The sequence below is a fragment of the Staphylococcus pseudoxylosus genome, from assembly GCF_003697915.1.
In the GTDB taxonomy this organism is placed as follows: Bacteria; Bacillota; Bacilli; order Staphylococcales; family Staphylococcaceae; genus Staphylococcus; species Staphylococcus pseudoxylosus.
Genome location: NZ_RCVN01000029.1, coordinates 1 through 2,944 on the forward strand (window position 1 = coordinate 1; position 2,944 = coordinate 2,944).

Annotated in this window: 6 protein-coding genes; all 6 read right to left on the minus strand. The window is 34.1% G+C overall.

Annotated features, from left to right (window positions below):
- On the minus strand, nt 1–316 hold a 316-nt coding region (locus D9V42_RS14400; RefSeq protein WP_122065535.1), incomplete at its 3' end, for a BppU family phage baseplate upper protein.
- A gap of 56 nt (nt 317–372) precedes the next feature.
- Nucleotides 373–738, minus strand: a complete 366-nt coding sequence (locus D9V42_RS14405; RefSeq protein ID WP_036853152.1) for a hypothetical protein — start codon at nt 736–738, stop codon at nt 373–375.
- The gene (locus tag D9V42_RS15490; RefSeq protein WP_122065538.1) at nt 729–1,067 is read right to left on the minus strand and encodes a hypothetical protein; all 339 of its coding nucleotides are present in this window, start codon (nt 1,065–1,067) and stop codon (nt 729–731) included. The genes D9V42_RS14405 and D9V42_RS15490 overlap by 10 nt, the downstream gene beginning before the upstream one ends.
- Entirely contained in the window at nt 1,057–1,371 is a 315-nt protein-coding gene (locus D9V42_RS14415) for a hypothetical protein (protein WP_036853150.1), read from the minus strand. The genes D9V42_RS15490 and D9V42_RS14415 overlap by 11 nt, the downstream gene beginning before the upstream one ends.
- Nucleotides 1,371–1,634 (minus strand): hypothetical protein, encoded by a 264-nt coding sequence (locus D9V42_RS14420; RefSeq protein ID WP_002820020.1) that lies wholly within the window; start codon nt 1,632–1,634, stop codon nt 1,371–1,373. The genes D9V42_RS14415 and D9V42_RS14420 overlap by 1 nt, the downstream gene beginning before the upstream one ends.
- Nucleotides 1,635–1,654: 20 nt before the next feature.
- Nucleotides 1,655–2,836, minus strand: coding sequence for a hypothetical protein (locus D9V42_RS14425; protein WP_036853149.1), 1,182 nt, complete (start codon nt 2,834–2,836; stop codon nt 1,655–1,657).
- Nucleotides 2,837–2,944: the final 108 nt, after the last annotated feature.

Here is a 2,944-nt window from a genome sequence, read left to right on the forward strand (position 1 = left end):
TATCTTCATTGAGAAGTATTAAGTTCGCTTCAATAACTCCAGTTTCTGTCATTTCGGTAGGAATTACTAAAATAAACTCTCCCTTAGTTAAGTTTTCAGGAGGAATCATAACAAAACCTGAATTACTGCTATTAGTATATTGATATGTAAGTTTTAATGAATGGCCAGTCAAATCAATTTCGCCTCCATTATCAAGTATTTTAATTGACAATGTTCTAGCGTTGACGTCGCCTTGCATTATTTGAATTGGTTGTGGGAAGCCTTTATTGACCGTATCCCATACAATCGCTCTATTTTTAAAATTATCTAAACTCATTAAAAAATACCATTATTGTTAATTTCAATCAAATGTAATTAAACCACTTTCTACTTTTATAATTTCATTGAATTAGCATAAATAGCGCCTTTTTTCAATGTTGTTTTAACGTCTTGCATACCTTTTTTATTTCTTAAAAAGTACATACCATGATAACCGCTAGTATAATTAGCTCTAGTACCTGCGTCAATAACTATTTTATCGCCTTTTTTAACTTGTTTTAAGTTACTTGATAATTGACCAGTATTTTGGTATCTAGCATAAGTATAGGTGTGACCATGACTTCTAATTAATCTAGTTCTTCGGCTTGCACTATTCGCTTTAGCTTTAAATTCTGCTTCAAACCAGTCGCCCATGCGTTCTGTTACTTTAGTTTGCATTTCTTTAGCTATGCTTGCTGTATTAAGTAAATTCATTGCCATGCTTGACCACCTGCACCACAAGGCAAATAAACAGTACCAGTATAATTGTACAAATGGCTATTCTCTGACCAGTTCGTCATATTCCAACCGTTTTGTAAAACATTTCCGACCAGTCCGACAAGTTCATCGTCAACATCTTTAACAGATAAAACAACTTGATAATAGTAACCCATGACAAAGCTCGTATTATCCATTTTAATGACCTTTGAGTCACTAAGTGATAAATATACCGTCTTGTCTTCTATCGTGTCCTTAACACCTAAAATAACGTCATTTAGAGGCATTGTAAGCAAATTGTTGTACCAATCTATATAAGAATCAAATTCCATTGCTTACTACCCCCTCTAAAATCATCTTGTTATTCTTAGGGTTTCTTTCCCATGTTGTACGCTTGAAAGTTTCGCCTTTTTCGTCCAAGAAATAGTTGAAAATCAAGTCTTCCATTTCTCCGATTCCGTTAAGCTCGTATCTTACGTTTTTACCTAGCCCAATCATAGAAAACTCATCAAGCCTTGTCTGACTAATTCTCTGTTTAACTGCTGGTAAAACGATAGGCTTTATAACATTAGCTTCTGCACCGTTCTTCTTCTTAACAGTCGTTTCTACCTGTAATGTAACTTGTGAGAATATCATTAAATACCTCCATAATACATTAACTCTTGCAAAGAAGCCAAACGTTTCATTTCAGCATTTCGCCATTGTTCTGCTGGTTCATCAACAATATTAAGCCGACAATAACAAGAAATAAAGTCTTTAACTAATACGCTTGTTTCGTCAGCTTTAATACCATTTTTTTCTAGCAATTTAATAGCTATTGAACGGAATAAGATAAGTTTACTATCATAAGCTGTTACTAAAATCGGAATACCACAATAGACCTTAATATAATCTATCATTTACTTCCTCCATTTTATTCTTATGCTACTGTAATTACTGCACCAGCGTTATAAGTTTCAACATGACCGCTTGTTAGTGTTTCTACCAAAATCATGTTGCTGTTAGTTTTCCATTCAAAGGCATCAACTTTTGTAAGGTCTTGCATGTCAATGTGATATTTTTGGTCTACCAATACAGTAGGTTTGAGTGCTTTTGAACCTGTATAGACAATAATTTCATCTACTCCAACTTCAGAGGCAATTTCAGCGTCATCATTTTTAATACGAACGTGAGCATTTGCAGTTGCTTGACGTAACTCATCTAACAAGGCTTTACGGTCTTCTGCTTTAACAATCAAATAACGACGTCCAGCAGTAGGGCGAACAAAGTCAACCGCTTCTTCAATAGCGTCAGCAAATGGAGTTTTGCCAGCTGATTTGGCTTTTGTAGTAATCTTTTTGATTTTTTTGACGTCTGCTTCTTTTTCAATTGATTTAAAACCGTTTGTTCCGTCACCCTCAATAAGCGCAAGGTCAACAATTTTATTAACAATAGCTTGTGTAAGTTCCGCTACAATCAAGTTGTAAAGTTCAGAATATGACATTTGAAGTCGTTTAACACGTTCAGCAAGTGATTGCAATTTATAAACCATTACAGGTTCAAGAGTATCAATAGTGAGAGCTGCAGCCTGTTCTACTTTTTGTTGTCCGTCTTTGTGGAGATTTGCTTCATTAGCTGAATCAAATGAGCGTGATACGAGCAAAGCGCCGACATTTGTAACACGGAATACTTTGAACACTGGGTTAGTATTTAACAAAACTGTGTTGATTGAATCAACCAATTTACGTGGAAGCTCAAAAGTTTTATCTGTGATAGTTACACCATTTTCAGCAAGTTTTGCGCTCCAAGCGTTTTTAATTTCTGATTTTCCAGAGTTCTTTTTCAATACATCAAAAAATTCTGTTACAGCGTTTTGTGATTCAATAAAGTTTGTCATTTTATCTTTTCCTTTTGGTTTTTCTTCCTGTGCGTTAAGTTCATTCTCAATTTTGATAATTTCAATTGAATTTTCTGAAAGTGTTTTTTCCAATTCTTGTACTTTTGGCAAGTCTTCAATTGCATTTTTTACTTCAAAGCCACTAATTTGAGATTTTAAAGATACGTTATTTTCTTTAAGTTCTGCCAAGCGGTTCTGTTTTTCGATTAAATCAGGTTTATTCATATTTCTTTTTAATATCCTCAATTTCTTTCAAAGCGTTACGGCTTTCAATAATTTTGTTACGTTCTTCTGTGAGTTCTTCGCCCAATGCATTTTGAATAAACTTTGCGT